Source organism: Sphingobium sp. IP1 (assembly GCF_002708645.1).
In the GTDB taxonomy this organism is placed as follows: Bacteria; Pseudomonadota; Alphaproteobacteria; order Sphingomonadales; family Sphingomonadaceae; genus Sphingobium; species Sphingobium yanoikuyae.
The window spans coordinates 1-14,998 of sequence record NZ_NOIW01000118.1 but is presented as its reverse complement, the minus strand read 5'-3'; the positions used below and the strand labels follow the sequence as shown (position 1 = coordinate 14,998).

The 14,998-nt window shown below is 66.1% G+C and carries 18 protein-coding genes and 2 pseudogenes; 15 read left to right on the top strand and 5 right to left on the bottom strand.

Translation table 11 applies throughout. The features are described 5' to 3' along the window. The 3 genes from CG471_RS25390 to CG471_RS25380 form a co-directional block, all read left to right on the top strand. The coding region (locus CG471_RS25390) for an alpha/beta fold hydrolase (RefSeq protein ID WP_099234170.1) at positions 1 to 722 on the top strand (722 nt) is incomplete at its 5' end. Next, positions 719 to 1,822, top strand: coding sequence for an FAD-binding oxidoreductase (locus tag CG471_RS25385; RefSeq protein ID WP_099234169.1), 1,104 nt, complete (start codon positions 719 to 721; stop codon positions 1,820 to 1,822). The genes CG471_RS25390 and CG471_RS25385, both read left to right, overlap by 4 nt. Before the next feature lie 21 nt (positions 1,823 to 1,843). After that, positions 1,844 to 2,020 (top strand): DUF1508 domain-containing protein, encoded by a 177-nt coding sequence (locus CG471_RS25380; RefSeq protein ID WP_004207987.1) that lies wholly within the window; start codon positions 1,844 to 1,846, stop codon positions 2,018 to 2,020. A 38-nt stretch (positions 2,021 to 2,058) separates the two neighbouring features. On the opposite strand, the gene rnhA is transcribed toward CG471_RS25380, so the two are convergent. The 3 genes from rnhA to ispH are packed head-to-tail and all read right to left on the bottom strand — an operon-like array spanning position 2,059 to position 4,444. Next, on the bottom strand, positions 2,059 to 2,505 hold the full coding sequence (rnhA, locus tag CG471_RS25375; RefSeq protein WP_004207986.1) for a ribonuclease HI: 447 nt from the start codon (positions 2,503 to 2,505) through the stop codon (positions 2,059 to 2,061). Beyond that, complete coding sequence (gene thrB / locus CG471_RS25370; protein WP_099234168.1) at positions 2,502 to 3,479, bottom strand: homoserine kinase; 978 nt, start codon at positions 3,477 to 3,479, stop codon at positions 2,502 to 2,504. Before thrB ends, rnhA begins: the two co-directional genes overlap by 4 nt. Before the next feature lie 5 nt (positions 3,480 to 3,484). Continuing rightward, complete coding sequence (gene ispH, locus CG471_RS25365; RefSeq protein ID WP_099234167.1) at positions 3,485 to 4,444, bottom strand: 4-hydroxy-3-methylbut-2-enyl diphosphate reductase; 960 nt, start codon at positions 4,442 to 4,444, stop codon at positions 3,485 to 3,487. A gap of 104 nt (positions 4,445 to 4,548) precedes the next feature. Here ispH and CG471_RS25360 point away from each other — a divergent pair. The 9 genes and pseudogenes from CG471_RS25360 to tatC all read left to right on the top strand — a co-directional run. Further along, positions 4,549 to 5,025: pseudogene (locus tag CG471_RS25360) on the top strand (hypothetical protein); the annotation flags it as partial. A 203-nt stretch (positions 5,026 to 5,228) separates the two neighbouring features. Next, entirely contained in the window at positions 5,229 to 6,956 is a 1,728-nt protein-coding gene (gene argS / locus CG471_RS25355; RefSeq protein WP_099234166.1) for an arginine--tRNA ligase, read from the top strand. Positions 6,957 to 6,975: 19 nt separating this feature from the next. Continuing rightward, a complete protein-coding gene (locus CG471_RS25350; protein WP_099234165.1) occupies positions 6,976 to 7,695 on the top strand; it encodes an SPOR domain-containing protein in 720 nt (239 codons plus the stop codon). A 55-nt stretch (positions 7,696 to 7,750) separates the two neighbouring features. After that, a complete protein-coding gene (gene nagZ, locus CG471_RS25345) occupies positions 7,751 to 8,761 on the top strand; it encodes a beta-N-acetylhexosaminidase (protein WP_099234164.1) in 1,011 nt (336 codons plus the stop codon). A gap of 17 nt (positions 8,762 to 8,778) precedes the next feature. Continuing rightward, positions 8,779 to 9,561: a ScpA family protein gene (locus tag CG471_RS25340; RefSeq protein ID WP_099234163.1), complete on the top strand. Its 783-nt coding sequence runs from the start codon at positions 8,779 to 8,781 to the stop codon at positions 9,559 to 9,561. An 8-nt stretch (positions 9,562 to 9,569) separates the two neighbouring features. Beyond that, positions 9,570 to 10,151, top strand: coding sequence for an SMC-Scp complex subunit ScpB (gene scpB / locus CG471_RS25335; protein ID WP_010336265.1), 582 nt, complete (start codon positions 9,570 to 9,572; stop codon positions 10,149 to 10,151). 28 nt (positions 10,152 to 10,179) lie between these two features. Then, positions 10,180 to 10,419: a twin-arginine translocase TatA/TatE family subunit gene (locus tag CG471_RS25330; protein WP_004207976.1), complete on the top strand. Its 240-nt coding sequence runs from the start codon at positions 10,180 to 10,182 to the stop codon at positions 10,417 to 10,419. Between the two features lie 26 nt (positions 10,420 to 10,445). Beyond that, positions 10,446 to 10,910: a translocase gene (locus CG471_RS25325; protein ID WP_099234162.1), complete on the top strand. Its 465-nt coding sequence runs from the start codon at positions 10,446 to 10,448 to the stop codon at positions 10,908 to 10,910. Continuing rightward, positions 10,907 to 11,698, top strand: coding sequence for a twin-arginine translocase subunit TatC (tatC, locus tag CG471_RS25320; protein ID WP_037517214.1), 792 nt, complete (start codon positions 10,907 to 10,909; stop codon positions 11,696 to 11,698). Before CG471_RS25325 ends, tatC begins: the two co-directional genes overlap by 4 nt. 35 nt (positions 11,699 to 11,733) lie before the next feature. Here the strand turns inward: tatC and CG471_RS25315 are convergent, their stop codons facing one another. After that, a complete protein-coding gene (locus CG471_RS25315; protein ID WP_004207973.1) occupies positions 11,734 to 11,862 on the bottom strand; it encodes an entericidin A/B family lipoprotein in 129 nt (42 codons plus the stop codon). Between the two features lie 371 nt (positions 11,863 to 12,233). Then, on the bottom strand, positions 12,234 to 13,211 hold the full coding sequence (locus CG471_RS25310; protein ID WP_099234171.1) for a cell wall hydrolase: 978 nt from the start codon (positions 13,209 to 13,211) through the stop codon (positions 12,234 to 12,236). Between the two features lie 198 nt (positions 13,212 to 13,409). Between CG471_RS25310 and CG471_RS25305 the strand changes: the two genes are divergently transcribed. The 3 genes and pseudogenes from CG471_RS25305 to CG471_RS25295 all read left to right on the top strand — a co-directional run. Next, a complete protein-coding gene (locus CG471_RS25305) occupies positions 13,410 to 14,402 on the top strand; it encodes a cysteine synthase A (protein ID WP_037510479.1) in 993 nt (330 codons plus the stop codon). A gap of 42 nt (positions 14,403 to 14,444) precedes the next feature. Beyond that, a complete protein-coding gene (locus tag CG471_RS25300; RefSeq protein ID WP_004207970.1) occupies positions 14,445 to 14,762 on the top strand; it encodes a hypothetical protein in 318 nt (105 codons plus the stop codon). Between the two features lie 36 nt (positions 14,763 to 14,798). Beyond that, a pseudogene (locus tag CG471_RS25295) lies at positions 14,799 to 14,998 on the top strand (ABC transporter); the annotation flags it as partial.

The window sequence follows — 14,998 nt, the reverse complement described above, 5'->3', positions numbered from 1 at the left end:
GGCGCGGGCAGGGCGGGTCGGGCCGGCTGACCGATGATCCGCTGTGCGGCCATATCGACGACTTCGCCCGGTGGATTGGCGATTTGCGCGCGCTTTCAAATGATTGGCGCGCGGAGGGCAGTGGCCCGACGGTCATGCTGGGCCACAGCATGGGCGGGCATATGCTGCTGCGGGCGCTGGCAGAGGGACTGCCCGAGCCGGATGCGGCCGTTGCGGTGGCACCGATGCTTGGGCTGCATACGGCCCCGCTGCCGCGCTGGCTGGCGGTGGCGATCGCCAATTTCATGTGCGCGATCGGCCAGGGGGAAAAGCAGGCCTGGACGCAGAAGGAAGAGAGCGAGCGGCAGCGCCAGATGCGGCAGAAGCGGCTGACCCATGATCCCGATCGCTACGCCGATGAAATCTGGTGGCGGGACCATAGCCGGGACATCGCGCTGGGGCCGCCGAGCTGGAACTGGGTGCGGCGGGCGCTCGAGTCGACCCGCGCCTTGGGGGCGGGAAACGGGCCGGAGCGAATCGCGGTGCCGACCCTGGTCCTGGCGGCCAGTTGCGACCGGCTGGTGGCGACGCCGGCGATCCGGCGGATCGCGGCGCGCTTGCCCGATGCCCGCCTGCATGTCTATGGGCGCGAGGCCGCGCATGAAATTTTGCGCGAGCTCGACCCGGTGCGGCTCGATGCGCTGGGGCGGATCGACCGTTTCCTGGATGAGGTTGCCCGTTGAACAGACCCGATATCGTGATTGTCGGTGGCGGGATTGCAGGCGCCAGCCTGGGCGGGGTGCTGGCGGAAACGGCGCGGGTGCTGATCCTGGAGATGGAGGACAGCGCCGGCTATCATGCGACGGGGCGATCGGTCGCCTTCTGGGAAGAAACCTATGGCGGGCCGGTGGTCCAGCCGCTGACCACGGCCTCGGGCGTGTTGCTGGAGTCGCCCGATCCCGATTTCTTCGATGGCTCCTTTTTGTCGCCGCGCCGCACGCTGCATATCGGCCGGGCCGGGGATGAAGGCTTGCGCGACGCGCTGCTGGCCGATTTTGCCGGGGCGGTCGAATTGCAGCCGGTCGATCCGGCCAGTCTGGTGCCGGGGCTGCGGCCCGACTGGGTGCTGGGCGTGCTGGAACCGAGTTGCCGCGACATCGATGTCGCGGCGCTGCATCAGGCCTATCTGCGTCGGTTCCGCAAGCTGGGCGGCGAAATGCGGCTGGGGGCAAGGCTGGAGCGCGCGGAACGACAGGGCGATGGCTGGCGGATCGAGACCCGTGACGGGCCGATCGAATGCGGCCTGCTGGTCAATGCCGCCGGGGCTTGGGCGGACGATGTCGCTGTGGCCTGCGGTGTCGCGCCGGTCGGCATCACGCCCTATCGCCGGACGGTGGTGCAGTTGCGGCTGGAGGATATGCCAGCCGACGAGATGCCGCTGGTGATGGACATGCAGGGCGGCTTCTATTTCAAGCCCGAGGGGCAGGGGCGGATCTGGCTGACGCCGCATGACGAGGTTGCCTCGCCCCCCTGTGACGCCGCGCCCGAGGAACTGGCGATCGCGCAGGCCATCGACCGGTTCCAGGCGGCGGTCGACTGGCGGATCGCGGCGGTCGAGCGCAAATGGGCCGGGCTGCGCAGCTTCGCGCCGGACCGCGTGCCGGTCTATGGCTTCGAGCCGGCGGTCGAGGGGTTCTTCTGGTTTGCCGGGCAGGGCGGTTTCGGCATCCAGACCGCGCCGGCGGCGGCGCTGCTGGGCGCCAGCCTGTTGACCGGCGCGGCCATGCCGCAGGCGATTGCCAGCCTCGATATCGCTGCTTATGCTCCCGAACGGTTTCGATAGCGCAACCAGCAGGAGAGCATGATGGCGCACAAGTTCGTGATCGAGAAGAACAAGGCCGGCGAGTTCGTGGCCAAGTTCAAATATAATGCCGAGATCATCTTCTGGACCGAAGGCTACAGCTCCAAGGCGAGCGCGAAGAATGCGATCGAGTCGATCCTGAAGAACGGCCCCGGCGCGCCGATCGAAGAAGCCGAATAATCCGTGCGGCGCGGGGAGGGTGACCTCCCCGTCCGTCCCTATTTGCGGAAGCTTTCCGCCGCGGCGCAGGCGAGGGCATCGGCCCGCTCATTTTCCGGGTGGCCGGCATGGCCCTTGACCCATTGCCATGTCAGCTTGTGCCGGGCGGCGGCCTTCACCAGTTCCTGCCAGATCTCGACATTCTTGACAGGCTTGTTGTCAGCCGTCTTCCAGCCGCGCTTCTGCCAGCCGAAAATCCATTTGGTGATGCCGTCCATGACATATTTGCTGTCGGTGTAGAGCGTCACCTGGCACGGCTTCTTGAGCGTGTTGAGCGCCTCGACCGCGGCCATCATCTCCATGCGGTTGTTGGTGGTCATCGCCTCGCCGCCGGAGATTTCCTTCTCCTGGTCGCCAAAGCGCAGCACCGCGCCCCAGCCGCCAGGGCCAGGATTACCCTTGCACGCGCCATCGGTGAAGATCTGGACTTGCGGCAGGTCGCTCATGCGCCGAGCAACTCCGCCGGTTCGGCCTTGGCGTAGAAATCCATGCGGCGCAGATAGGCGAGCGGATCCTTGCGCGTCACCAGTGCATCGGCGGGCGTGTTGATCCAGTCATAGGCGCGGGTGAGCAGGAAGCGCAGCGCCGCACCGCGGCACAGGATCGGGAAGGCGGCCCGTTCCGCATCGGTCAGGCCATGGGTGGCGGTATAGCCTGCGCCGATCGCGACCGCGCGGTCGCCATACCAGGTAGCGCCGTCATTGCTGAAGCACCAGGCGCTGTGGGTGACGGCCAGGTCATAGGCGCGAATGTCGGTGCAGCTGAAATAGAAGTCGATGAGGCCGGTGACGTCATCGCCCAGCATCAGGACATTGTCCGGGAACAGGTCGGCATGGATCACCGAACGGGGCAGATCGGCGGGCCAGTGGGCGTCGAGAAAGGCCAGTTCCTCCGCCACGCGGGCGCCAAGGCCCGGCGCGATCTGGTCGAAATCATCGCCGCACCTGGCGGCCAGCGCATGCCAGCCATCCTTGTCGAGCGCATTGCGCCGTTCGCCGGCAAAGCCCTGCGCCGCCTTGTGCAGTTCGCCCAGCGCCACGCCGCAGGCGCGCGCCTGCGCCGGGGTCGGTTCGGTCACGGAAATGCCGGTCAGGAATTCGATCAGGCAGGCCGGGCGCCCGCCCAGCTGTTGCAGCCGCTTGCCATCGGTGTCGGCGATGAAGCGCGGCACCAGGCAGCCGCGCGCGCCCAGATGGTCGAGCAGGTCCATGAAGAAGGGCAGGTCCGCCTCATCCACCCGCTTTTCATAGAGGGTCAGGATATAGCGGTGGCCGTTTCCGTCATGGCCGGTGGTTTCGAGCAGATAATTGCTGTTTTCCACCCCTTCGGCGATGCCCTTGGCGGACACCAGCCGGCCGGCATCATAGCGGGTGAGGAAGGCGTCAATCTCTTCGGCGGGAACGTGCGTATAAACGGCCATGGGGGTTATGCGACCTCCAGTCCGCGCGGCAGCTTGAAGGAGATATTCTCCTGCGCGGTTTCCACCTGTTCCTCGGTCACGGCAAAGCGCTCCGCAATCCGGTCGACGACTTCGCGCACCAATATTTCGGGCGCGGAGGCGCCGGCGGTGAGGCCCAGCGTCGTCACGCCGTCCAGCCAGGCAAAGTCGATTTCCTCGGCGCGCTGGATCAGACGGGCGGGGGTGCCCTCGCGCTCGGCGACCTCGACCAGGCGCAGCGAGTTGGAGCTGTTGGGCGCGCCGATCACATAGACGGCGTCGCAGCGGGCGGCGATCGCCTTGACCGCCGTCTGGCGGTTGGACGTCGCATAGCAGATATCCTCGCCCTTGGGCGCGATGATCGAGGGGAAGCGGCGCTCCAGCGTGGCGACGATCGCGGCGGTGTCGTCGACCGACAGGGTCGTCTGGGTCAGGAAGGCGAGATTGTCGGCATCGGTGGGCGCCAGGGCCTCGGCATCCTCGACCGTTTCGATCAGCGTCATCGTGCCGTCGGGCACCTGGCCGAAGGTGCCGATCACCTCCGGATGGCCCTTGTGGCCGATGAACAATATGTGGCGGCCGGCGGTCACCATGTGTTCGGCCTGGCGATGCACCTTGCTGACCAGTGGGCAGGTGGCGTCGAGATAGTCGAGGCCGCGCTCCTCCGCCTTGGCCGGCACCGCCTTGGGCACGCCATGGGCGGAAAAGACGACCGGCACGCCGTCGGGCACCTGATCCAGTTCCTCGACGAAGATTGCGCCCTTGGCCTTCAGGCTGTCGACCACGAACTTGTTATGGACGATTTCATGGCGGACATAGACCGGCGCGCCATATTTCTCGATCGCGCGCTCGACGATGATGATGGCGCGGTCGACACCGGCACAGAAGCCGCGCGGGGCAGCGATCAACAGGGTCATCGGCGGGCGAGGGGCGGGGGTCTGCGTCATGGGGGCGGCTTAGGGCAATGGCGCGCCCGAAGGAAGGGCCAACGCAAATCACCGCGCTTTGTGTTGCGTGGGCGGCGGGGGATGGATAAGGAAGCCGGGCCCCCCCGGCCCAGAGCCGCGATGCTTCCGCGATCGACGTGGTGGCGAACATCACCGATCTGCGCTCGACCTGTTCCGATGGCGCCCAGCTTTATACCCAGGCGACCTTCGTGGTGAATGCGCGTCGCAACGACGCCAGCGCCGCGCGCCAGGTGACCTTGCCCTATTTCTCGGCGATCGTGCGCGGCGGCAGCGCCGTCGTCGCCAAGCGGATCGGCCAGGTGACGCTGAACTTCGCGCCGGGCGAATATCGCGCGACCGCGACCGCGACGGCCGGCTCCTATGTCGACAAGGCATCGGCCACGCTGCCGCCGGAAATTCAGCAGAAGATCACGCAGAAGCGCAAGGCGGGCGACGCGGATGCCGCGATCGACCCCTTCGCCCAGCCGGACGTCAAGGCGGCGCTGCAGCGAACCAGCTTCGAGCTGCTCGTGGGTTTCAACCTGACCCAGGATCAGCTCAAATATAACGCGACCCGTTAAGGTCGTTTCCGCTTAGATTTTTCCCCGTTCGTGCTGAGTAGGGACTGAGCGAAGTCGAAGGCCCATATCGAAGCATCTTGTGTCACATACATCCTTCGATACGCCATTTCGACTGCGCTCAATGCTTGTCCTGAGCGCCTGCCTTGGCAGGCAGTCGAAGGGGCTACTCAGGACGAACGGATTTTGTGACGCAGGATAGTTTGATGTCCCTTTACACCCGTTTCACCGCCCATCTCGATGCCGTGCTCGACGCGCTGGAGGCTGAAGGCACGCTGCCCGCCGGCCTCAACCGCAAGCCGGTGACGGTGGAGCCGCCGCGCGATCCCAGCCATGGCGACCTGGCCACCAACGCCGCGATGGTGCTGGCCAAGCCCGCGGGCACCAATCCGCGCGCGCTGGCCGACGCGATCGTGACCAAGCTGCAGGCGCTGGACGAGGTCGAGGCGGCCAGCATCGCCGGCCCCGGCTTCATCAACCTGACCCTGACCGACCCGACCTGGCGCGCCGAACTGGCGGCGATCCATGCCGAAGCCGCCGATTATGGCCGGTCCGATTTCGGCGCGGGCACGACCGTGAACGTCGAATATGTCTCGGCCAACCCCACCGGTCCCATGCATATGGGCCATTGCCGCGGCGCGGTGGTCGGCGACGCGCTCGCCACCCTGCTGGAATATGCCGGGCACAAGGTGATCCGCGAATATTATATCAATGATGCCGGCGGCCAGGTCGACGTGCTCGCCCGGTCCGCGCATGTCCGCTATCGCGAAGCGCTGGGCGAGGATGTCGGCGCGATCCCCGAGGGGCTTTATCCGGGCGATTATCTGGTGCCGGTGGGGCAGGCGCTGGCCGCCGAATATGGCGACAGGTTCGTCGGCGCGCCCGAGGGTGACTGGCTGGTCCTGTTCCGCACCTTTGCCGTTGCGAAGATGATGGACATGATCCGCAGCGATCTCGCGCTGCTGGGCATCCACCACGACATCTTCTCGTCGGAGGCGGAACTGCAGGCGGCAGGCAAGCCGGCCGAGGCCGAAGCCTGGCTGCGTGCCCATGATCTGGTCTATGACGGCGTGCTGGAAGCGCCCAAGGGCGAACTGCCCGACGATTGGGAGCCGGTGGAACTGCCGCTGTTCCGTTCCACGAAGTTCGGCGACGACCAGGATCGGCCGATCAAGAAGTCGAATGGCAGCTGGACCTATTTCGGCGCCGACATGGCCTATCATTTCCAGAAGGCGCAGACCGCCGATCAACTGATCGACATCTGGGGCGCTGACCATGCCGGCACGGTGAAGCGCATTCAGGCCGCCGTCGCCGCCCTGACCGAGGGCAAGGCGCGGTTCGACGTGAAGCTGATCCAGATGGTCCGCCTGCTGCGCGATGGCGAGCCGGTGAAGATGTCCAAGCGCGCCGGCAATTTCGTCACGCTGGCCGATGTCGTGCGCGAAGTGGGCAAGGATGTCGTCCGCTTCACCATGCTGACGCGCAAGGCCGATGCCCAGATGGACTTCGATTTCGCCAAGGTGGTGGAAGCGTCCAAGGACAATCCGGTCTTCTATGTGCAATATGCCCATGCCCGCATTTCCTCGCTCGGCCGCCGCGCAGAGGAGGCCGGGATCGACCTTCCCGCGCCCGACCTGTCCCTGCTTGGGACGGCGGAGCTGAACCTGGTGAAGCTGGCGGCGCAGTTCCCGCGTGTCGTCGAAGGATCGGCGCAGGCCCGCGAACCGCATCGTATTGCCTTCTATCTCAATGACTTGGCTTCGGCATTCCATGGCTGGTGGAATATGGGCAATGATGATCCGCGGGCGCGCGTCGTGCTGGCGGACGATCCGGCCCTCACCTCGGCCCGGCTTTTCTTGAGCCGCGGAATCGGGCAGATCATCCGCAACGGCCTTGCCCTGATGGGCGTGGTCGCGCTGACCGAAATGCAGTGAGCCGAGCGGAGTTTCGATAATGGGTGACTATGCACGTGGGCGACTTGACCTCGATGACGAGGACCGGCTGCCCTGGCTGGAGCCTGCGCTCGACGAGGCGGATGAGGAGCGGATTTCGCCCTTGCGCCTGCTGGGCCTCATCATCCTGGGGCTGGTGCTGATCGGCGCGGTGGTCGCGGGCATGTGGTGGCTGCAGAACCGCAATGGCGGTGGCGCGGGCGAGGGGCAACTGATCGCCGCGCCACAGGGCGACTACAAGATCGCGGCCAAGGAAGCGGACGCCAAGAAGTTCCAGGGCGAGGGCGATGCCAGCTTCGCCGCGAGCGAGGGCGTGGCCCGCGATGGCCAGATCGACCCGAGCCGCGTGCCCGAGGCGCCGATCACTCCGACCGGCGCCGCCCCCGCAGGCACCAAGCCCGCTGTTCCCGCCAAGCCCGCGCAGAGCGTCACCGCCAAGGTTGAGGACGAGACCAGGGCCGCGCCCAAGGCGGCCACGCCCAAGGCCGCCGGCAGCGGCGTCATCCAGCTGGGCGCCTATGGCAGCGCGTCGGGCGCCAAGGATGCCTGGGGCCGCCTGTCGAAGCGCTTTGCCTATCTGGCGCCGCTCGCCATGTCGGTCGAGCCGGCCGAAGTGGGCGGCAGCACCGTCTATCGCCTGCGCGCCAGCGCCGGCGGGCAGGCGGGCACCGTTTGCGGCAAGCTGAAGGTCGCGGGCGAAAGCTGCATCATCGTCAATTGACCCAAACAGGGCGCGGGCGTCGACAGCCCGCGCCTTAGTCATTAGCATCGGCGTCATGAAACCCGTCATCTTCGGCCTATCCGGCGAAACCCTGACCGCCGACGAGCGCGCCTTCTTTGCCGAGGCGCAGCCGGCCGGCTATATCTTGTTCAAGCGCAACATCGCCGATCGCGCGCAGGTGCGGGCGCTGACCGACGAACTGCGCGCGCTGCACGGGCGCGACGACCTGCTGATCATGATCGATCAGGAGGGCGGCCGGGTCGCGCGGATGCAGGCGCCGGTCTGGCCCAGCTTTCCCGCCGGCGCCGTGTTCGACCGCCTCTATGACATTGCGCCGTCCAGCGCGATCGCGGCGGCGCGGGCCAATGCGCGGGCGCTCGCGCTGATGCTGGCGGAGGTCGGCATCACGGTGGATGCGCTGCCGCTGCTGGACGTGCGGCAGGAGGGCGCGAGCGACATCATGGGCGACCGGACGCTGGGCGCCGAGCCGATGCGCGTCGCGGCGCTTGGCCGCGCCATGATCGAGGGGCTGGCCGACGGCAATGTCGTGGGCATCGTCAAACATATGCCCGGCCATGGCCGGGCGCTGGTCGACAGCCATCTGGAGCTGCCGGTCGTCCATGCCGGGACGGAGGAACTGGAAACCGACCTGGCGCCGTTCCGCGCGCTCAAGGATGCACCGATGGGCATGACCGCCCATGTCGTCTACACCGCCTGGGATGCCGACCGGCCGGCCAGTCTGTCGCCGATCGTGATCGAGGAGATTATTCGCCAGCGCATCGGCTTTGACGGGCTGCTGATGTCCGACGATCTCGACATGAAGGCGCTCAAGGGCTCGATCCCCGAACTGGCCGCCGGCGTGGTCGCGGCCGGGTGCGACCTGGCGCTCAACTGCTGGGGGCGGATGGACGATATGGTCGGCATTGCCAATCTGCTGCCGGAGATCACGCCGGCTGCGCGGGCGCGGCTCGATCGGGCGATGGCGTCGGCCCATGTGGCCGACCTGCCGCCGTTCGAGGAGTTGCTGGCGACCCGCGACACGTTGCTCGCGCTGGTTCCGGCCTGATCGCGGACGCGGGGGCGATGGACGATCTCTTCACCGCCCCGGCCGCGACGCCCGCAGAGGTTCTGACCGTCAGCTTCGAAAGCTGGGAGGGGCCGCTCGACCTGTTGCTGGCGCTGGCGCGGACGCAGAAGGTCGATCTGCGCGAAATCTCCATCCTGGCGCTGGTCGAGCAATATCTGGCCTATGTCGATGGCGCGCGGCAGCTGAAGCTGGAACTGGCGGCCGACTATCTGGTGATGGCGGCCTGGCTCGCCTATCTCAAATCGGCGATGCTGCTGCCCAAGGAAGCGCAGCCCGAGCCCAGTCCCGAGGAAATGGCGCTGCGGCTGCAATTGCGGCTGCAACGGCTGCACGCCATGCGCGAGGCCGGCGCGCGGCTGATGGCCGGCGATCGAATCGGGCGCGACGTGTTCGTCCGCCCCCGGCCCGAGGGGCTGCACATGGTGCGGCGGGCGAAGTGGAGCGCCAGCCTTTATGATCTGATCCAGGCCTATGGCCAGATCCGCGCGCGTAACCAGCCGGTGGTGCATATGGTCGCGGTGCGGCCAGTCATGACCCTGGACGAGGCGATCCAGCGGGTGAGTGCGCTGGTCGGATCGGCGCTCGACTGGACGACCCTGGAATCCTTCCTGCCCGACGATCGCGACGGACCGATGGCGAAATCGGCGCTGGCCAGCAGCTTCGTGGCGATGCTGGAACTGGCCAAGCAGGGGCGGGTGGACATAAGGCAGGACGGAATATTCGAGCCGATCTATCTGCGGGCGGCGCTGTTGGGCGATCAATGGGAGCAGTTGCGGTGATCCGGGAGATGGACGATTTCGCGCGCGCGGTGGAGGCGGCCTTGTTCGCGTCGGAGGAACCGCTGACGCCCGCCGAACTGCGTGCCCATGTCGGCGATGGCGGCGACCTGCCCGCGACGCTGGCCGGGCTGGCGCAGGATTATGCCGGGCGCGGCGTCAATCTGGTCGAACGGGGCGGGCGCTGGCATTTCCAGACGGCGGCCGACCTGGCGCATATCCTGCGGCGGGAACGGGACGAGACGCGCAAGCTGTCCCGCGCGGCGATGGAGACGCTGGCGATCATCGCCTATCATGAGCCGGTGAGCCGCGCGGAGATCGAGGCGATTCGCGGGGTTCAGGTGGCCAAGGGCACGCTGGATGTGCTGATGGAGGCCGGCTGGGTGCGTCCGGTGGGGCGGCGCGAAGTGCCGGGTCGCCCACTCATCTATGCGACCAGCGTAGAGTTTCTGTCACATTTTGGCCTTAGCAGCCGCCGGGACTTGCCGGGTCTGGACGATTTGCGGGCTGCGGGGTTGCTGGATCCGGTGGATTTGGCGCTGGAGGGTCTGGGCGGTCAATCCGTTCTGGAAAAGGATGAGGAAGAGGCCTAGAAAGGCCTCCTTTCAGGAGTATGTGAAAATGGGTTCTTTCTCGCTGATGCACTGGGTGATCGTGCTCCTGGTCGTCATGCTGCTGTTCGGTGGCGGCCGGATTTCCGGCCTGATGGGTGACGTGGCCAAGGGCATCAAGAGCTTCAAGAAGGGCATGGCCGACGACGAGGACGACGCGACGCCGGCAAAGCCCGCGACCCGGATCGAGGGTCATCGCGTGCCCGAACAGGATGCGCCGAGCGCAACCGAAGAAAAGACCAAGGCCTGATCTCTAACGCAGGCTGGTAGTCGCGCATGTTTGGCATCGATTCGACCGAATTTCTGGTGATCGTGATCATTGCGGTGATCGTGATCGGCCCGAAGGATCTTCCGCGCGCGCTCTACAAGGTGGGGCAGATCGTGGGGAAGGCCCAGGGCATGGCCCGGCATTTCCGCACCGGCATTGATGCCATGGTGCGGGAAGTCGAGCTGGAAGAGCTGGAAAAGAAATGGGCCGAGCAGAATAAGCGCATCATGGCCGAGCATCCGCCCGAGACCCAGGTTCCCGAAACCCAGGTCATCGAGCATGGTTCGGCCAGCGATGCGCCCGCTGCTTCGGCTGTAGACGACAAGCCGCCTTATGTGGCGGAAGCGCCGGCGGCACCCGCTGTCGATGCGCCGCCCTATGTGGCGGAGGCCGCGCCGCCGCCGGTGGCGGACAAGCCACCCTATGTTGCCGAGGAGCCGGTGGCGCCCAAGCAGGGGGATGCGGCGGCATGATCGGCGAGATTGACGACAGCAAGGCGCCCTTGCTGGACCATCTGATCGAGCTGCGCAGCCGCCTGCTCAAATGCGTCTATGCGCTGTTCATCACCGGGGGAATCTGTTTCTATTTCTCCGAACAGCTCTTCGCCATCCTGGTCCATCCGCTCAAGGAGGCCTTTGGCGACGCCGGCGGCAAGCTGGTCTACACCAAGCTCTACGAAGCCTTTTTCGTGCAGATCAAGATCGCGGCCTTCGGCGCGTTCTGCCTGTCCTTCCCGATCATCGCCAACCAGCTCTGGGCGTTCGTCGCGCCGGGCCTGTATGCGAAGGAAAAGAAGGCGCTGCTGCCGTTCCTGATCGCCACGCCCTTCCTGTTCGCGCTGGGCGCGAGCCTGGCTTATTTCGTGGTGATGCCGACTGCCTTCCATTTCTTCCTGGGCTATCAGGGGAATGCAAGCGGGTTGCAGATCGAGGCGCTGCCGAGTGCGGACAGCTATCTGGGACTGGTGATGCAGTTCATCCTGGCTTTCGGCATCTGTTTCCTGCTGCCGGTGCTGCTGATGCTGCTCAATCGGGCCGGCTTCGTGTCGCGCGATCAGCTCAAGGGCATGCGCCGCTACATGATCGTCGGCGCCTTCATCCTGGCCGCGGTGCTGACCCCGCCGGATGTGGTGTCGCAGCTGATGCTCGCCATCCCGCTGCTGCTGCTCTACGAAATCACGCTGGTCGCGATCTGGTTCACCGATCGCAGCCAGGCGAAACGGGCCGCCGCAGAAGCGGCGGCAGAGGAAGTTTCCGCATAAGAAAAGGCCCGCGAAACGCGGGCCTTTTTATGTGATCAGTTGGCCGACTTCTCGACGGCCTTGCCGGCGCTCTGCACGTCCCTGCCAGCGCCTTCCACCGTGTTGCAGGCGGATACCAGCAGCGACCCGGTGAGCAGCAGGGCGGTGACGATTGTCTTGGTCATCGGTTTCTCCTTCCGAAATATCGGCCGACCGCATGGCGAGCCATATCGGTGACCGCTGGAGAACACGCCTGGACGGGAAGGGTTCCGCCGGCTGGCGCTGGTTCGACGATGATGGAGGGTGGCCCGAAAAAGTCTGAGCCCGGAACGCGTCGGGGGGGGATGATGCGTTCCGGGCTCATATTTTTTGGATAGCAAGAGCGGGGGGCAAAAGATTTGCTATCCGAAATGCAGAACGAGCGGCAAAGCGGGTGGTTCCCGATTTCCGCTCCCGATCGCGAATTTTAATTGCCCTTGTTTTCAGGCATTTCGCTGGTTGATTGGATATTAACCTAAAATAATCTCGCCAGGCGAGCGCAAAAAGATGGTGCGGTTCAACCGAGCGGCCGGCCGCTGTTGCGATATTCGGGGCGGATCGTCGATTCCGGCAGATTGTCGATCGGCGCGGCAAGGGGCGCCGCGGGCGCGGGCTGGGGCGCCGGCGTCGAGGGCGTGACCGCCGGCAGGGGCACATAGGCGGTTGCCGGTCCCGCACTCATCAGTTCGACGGGCGTCACCGGCTGGACCGGCCAGATCCGGCGGGTAGGGCCGGATATCAGTTCGCGCCCCGGATAGGCGTCGCCGAAGGCGGCGGGTGTGCCGTTGAAGCCCATGCCGCGATAGAAGATATGGGCGCCGATCACGGCAACCGGCTGCAGCGTGGCGGACCAGGCCGGGCGGACGGCCAGCGTATGATAATGGGTGGCAAGGCCCACCGGGGCATAGGCTTTGCCCGACAATGCCTGCTGGGCGATGCCGCGCGCGCGGACCCAGGCGACGGCGTTGGGCAGGCGGGCCATGGCGCCATCGCAGCTGAAGGTGAATTGGCAGTGGAAGTCGGTGCGTTCCGACCCCTGATAGACCACGCCGCAGACGCTGTTGGGCCAGAGCGGGCTGCGCACGCGGTTCAATACCACCTGTGCCACGGCGCGCTGGCCCTCCTCTGGCTCGTTCCCGGCTTCATAATAGATGGCCGATGTCAGGCAGTTGAGCGCGCGATAGCTGTCGGTCGCCGTGAGTCCGCGGAAGGTGGCAGCCGGCGCTGCCTTGACCTCGGCCAGGCCCATGACATGCGGGCTCTGGATGGTGAGTGCGCCGGGCGCCGGATCGAAGGCGCCCTCGGCATAGAAGAAGGCGGAGCCGGGGAAATTGGCGCCCGCCTGCTCGGCCGGGTCGGGGCCATGATGATCCTCGGCCAGCATGTCGAGCGGCGCGGCGGTGATGAGATGCGGCACGACCAGCACCGCAAGCGCCAGTGCGCCCAGGCCGCCATGCCAGATCCATCGTTCCTGTTGTCGCGAAAGCCGCATCATCCAGCCGGTATCGAGCGGGCCCGATTGCCGCGCGGCCCTGGCCATAGCCGATTTTCCTTTCCAATTCCTCCACGGAATCGGGCCGACCCTGGATCGGGGGCGGGCGACCGGCGCGCAAAGCCGGGGCAAACCGGCTCTTTTCGTGATGCAGCATTCCCTTGCTTGGCAAGCACGTATCGGCTCCGCTATGCGGGGGGGATGCTGCTCCAGAAAGATAGCCTCGCCCTGATCGGTAATACCCCGATGGTGCGTCTCGCCGGTCCGTCCGAAGCCACCGGATGCGATATCTACGCCAAGTGCGAATTCGCCAATCCCGGCGCATCGGTGAAGGATCGCGCCGCCCTGTTCATCGTCAATGATGCCGAGGAGAAGGGGCTGTTGAAGCCCGGCGGCACGATCGTCGAGGGGACGGCCGGCAATACCGGCATCGGCCTGGCGCTGGTCGCCAATGCCAAGGGGTACAAGTCGATCATCGTCATGCCCGAGACGCAGAGCCGGGAAAAGATGGACACGCTGCGCGCGCTGGGCGCGGAACTGGTGACGGTGCCGGCGGCGCCCTATTCCAACCCCGGCCATTTCGTCCACACCTCGCGCCGCCTGGCGGAGGAGACGGAGGGCGCGATCTGGGCCAACCAGTTCGACAATATCGCCAATCGCAAGGCGCATATCGTCGGCACGGCCGAGGAAATCTGGACCCAGATGGAAGGGCGGATCGACGGCTTCATCTGTGCGGCGGGCACCGGCGGCACGATCGCCGGCGTGGGCCTTGGCCTCAAGGCGCATGACGAGAATATCGTCATCGGCCTCGCCGATCCGCATGGCGCGGCGCTCTATAATTATTACGCCCATGGCGAGTTGAAGGCGGAGGGTAATTCAGTCGCCGAAGGCATCGGCCAGGGGCGCATCACCGCCAATCTGGAAGGCGCGCCGATCGACACCCAGTTCCGCATTTCCGACGAGGAAGGGCTGGAGTGGGTCCGCCGCCTGCTGGCCGAAGAGGGGCTGTGCCTGGGCCTGTCGTCGGGCATCAATGTCGCGGGCGCGGTCGCGCTCGCGAAACAGCTTGGGCCGGGCAAGAAAATCGTGACAATCCTGTGCGATACCGGCTTCCGCTATCTGTCGACCCTCTACAACCGGCAGTGGCTCGAATCGAAGGGCTTGACGATATTCCCCTGGCTCGCGCACAATTGACGGGCCGACACGGGTCGCGGCGGCATAAAATAGAGCATGTTCATGGCTGATCATTCCCGCCGACAGGAGGGGTTGCAGCGCGTTCAGATAGGGCTGACCGGCCTGGCAGGTGTTGTTCTGCTGGTCGGACTGGCGAACATCGTCATCGACAAGGCGCGGGTGGACGATATTGCGTCCGCGCCGCCGGCCGTGCCGACGATCGACGTCAATGCCGCTGTCGCCGCCACCACGCCCAAGGAGCCGCTCGCCGAACTGGGGGTGCAGCCCGCGCCGGAAATGGCGCCGATCGTCCCCGATCTGCAGCCCGATCCCAAGATCCGCAAGCCGATGGACCAGGAACCCACGCCGCAGACGCCCTGACGGGCGATGATGTCGTTCGTTCGCTGTCTTTCGCGATTGCTTACCCTATTGCTGCCGGCGACGCTGATGCTGCTCGCCGGTCTGGCGGTTGCCTGGCGCACGGGGCAGGCGGATCCATGGTGCTGGGGCTGGCCGGCGCTGCTGTCGCTTGTGCCAACGGGGTGGTGGCTGGCGCGGCAGGGCTTTCTGCATGCGCTGTGGGTGGGGCTGGGTGGCGCCGGGCTGGCGCTGCTCTT

Bases quoted from the DNA above. Each gene is read 5' to 3' on its own strand.
- CG471_RS25300 (WP_004207970.1), top strand. From the start codon at position 14,445: ATGGCTGATCATTCCCGCCGACAGGAGGGGTTGCAGCGCGTTCAGATA.
- CG471_RS25325 (WP_099234162.1), top strand. From the start codon at position 10,446: ATGTTTGGCATCGATTCGACCGAATTTCTGGTGATCGTGATCATTGCG.
- CG471_RS25350 (WP_099234165.1), top strand. From the start codon at position 6,976: ATGGGTGACTATGCACGTGGGCGACTTGACCTCGATGACGAGGACCGG.
- CG471_RS25340 (WP_099234163.1), top strand. From the start codon at position 8,779: ATGGACGATCTCTTCACCGCCCCGGCCGCGACGCCCGCAGAGGTTCTG.
- CG471_RS25330 (WP_004207976.1), top strand. From the start codon at position 10,180: ATGGGTTCTTTCTCGCTGATGCACTGGGTGATCGTGCTCCTGGTCGTC.
- thrB (WP_099234168.1), bottom strand. From the start codon at position 3,479: ATGGCCGTTTATACGCACGTTCCCGCCGAAGAGATTGACGCCTTCCTC.
- nagZ (WP_099234164.1), top strand. From the start codon at position 7,751: ATGAAACCCGTCATCTTCGGCCTATCCGGCGAAACCCTGACCGCCGAC.
- rnhA (WP_004207986.1), bottom strand. From the start codon at position 2,505: ATGAGCGACCTGCCGCAAGTCCAGATCTTCACCGATGGCGCGTGCAAG.
- CG471_RS25305 (WP_037510479.1), top strand. From the start codon at position 13,410: ATGCTGCTCCAGAAAGATAGCCTCGCCCTGATCGGTAATACCCCGATG.
- scpB (WP_010336265.1), top strand. From the start codon at position 9,570: ATGGACGATTTCGCGCGCGCGGTGGAGGCGGCCTTGTTCGCGTCGGAG.
- ispH (WP_099234167.1), bottom strand. From the start codon at position 4,444: ATGACGCAGACCCCCGCCCCTCGCCCGCCGATGACCCTGTTGATCGCT.
- CG471_RS25380 (WP_004207987.1), top strand. From the start codon at position 1,844: ATGGCGCACAAGTTCGTGATCGAGAAGAACAAGGCCGGCGAGTTCGTG.
- CG471_RS25315 (WP_004207973.1), bottom strand. From the start codon at position 11,862: ATGACCAAGACAATCGTCACCGCCCTGCTGCTCACCGGGTCGCTGCTG.
- argS (WP_099234166.1), top strand. From the start codon at position 5,229: ATGTCCCTTTACACCCGTTTCACCGCCCATCTCGATGCCGTGCTCGAC.
- CG471_RS25310 (WP_099234171.1), bottom strand. From the start codon at position 13,211: ATGATGCGGCTTTCGCGACAACAGGAACGATGGATCTGGCATGGCGGC.
- tatC (WP_037517214.1), top strand. From the start codon at position 10,907: ATGATCGGCGAGATTGACGACAGCAAGGCGCCCTTGCTGGACCATCTG.